A 522-nucleotide genomic window follows, 5' to 3' on the forward strand; every position below is an offset into this window, starting at 1 on the left:
GCGACCTTTACGTTGACGCCGGCAACCCTTGCTATCTCATGCCCCCAAGACCAAACCTTCTGCCTCACCGCAAGTGGTAACTATACCATTCCTGAACTACTGGTGAACAGCAGTTGCGAACAAGATGCTATTATCACTTGGGAGGTAACAGGGGCAACGACTGCTAATGGTACCGGAACAGATGCCAGCGGTAACTATGACCCCGGTGTATCTATTATTACCTGGACCGTGGAGACAGCCTGTACAACCCTGACTTGCAGCATTACTATAAACATCGAAGATGTGGAAGTAATTCTGCCAACTATGGATCCTTTATGTATAAATGATGACGTTGTACAGCTGAATCCTACTCCTGCTGGTGGTACCTGGGTTGGCAACGGAGTTACACAGGAGGGAGTGTTTGATCCGGCAGCGGTAGGCATAGGAACGCATACAATTACCTATACAGTTACCAATTCCAACGGTTGTAGGGGCGAAGGTACGATGGAGATTGTAGTCAATCCGCTGCTGACGGCGACGATT

The 522-nt window shown here is 49.0% G+C and carries 1 protein-coding gene; it reads left to right on the plus strand.

The window, feature by feature from the left end:
- Positions 1-522 (plus strand): hypothetical protein (locus HY58_RS19685; RefSeq protein WP_039135697.1); only part of this gene is annotated, 522 nt, incomplete at both ends.

This window comes from Flavihumibacter sp. ZG627, assembly GCF_000814325.1.
GTDB lineage: Bacteria > Bacteroidota > Bacteroidia > Chitinophagales > Chitinophagaceae > Flavihumibacter.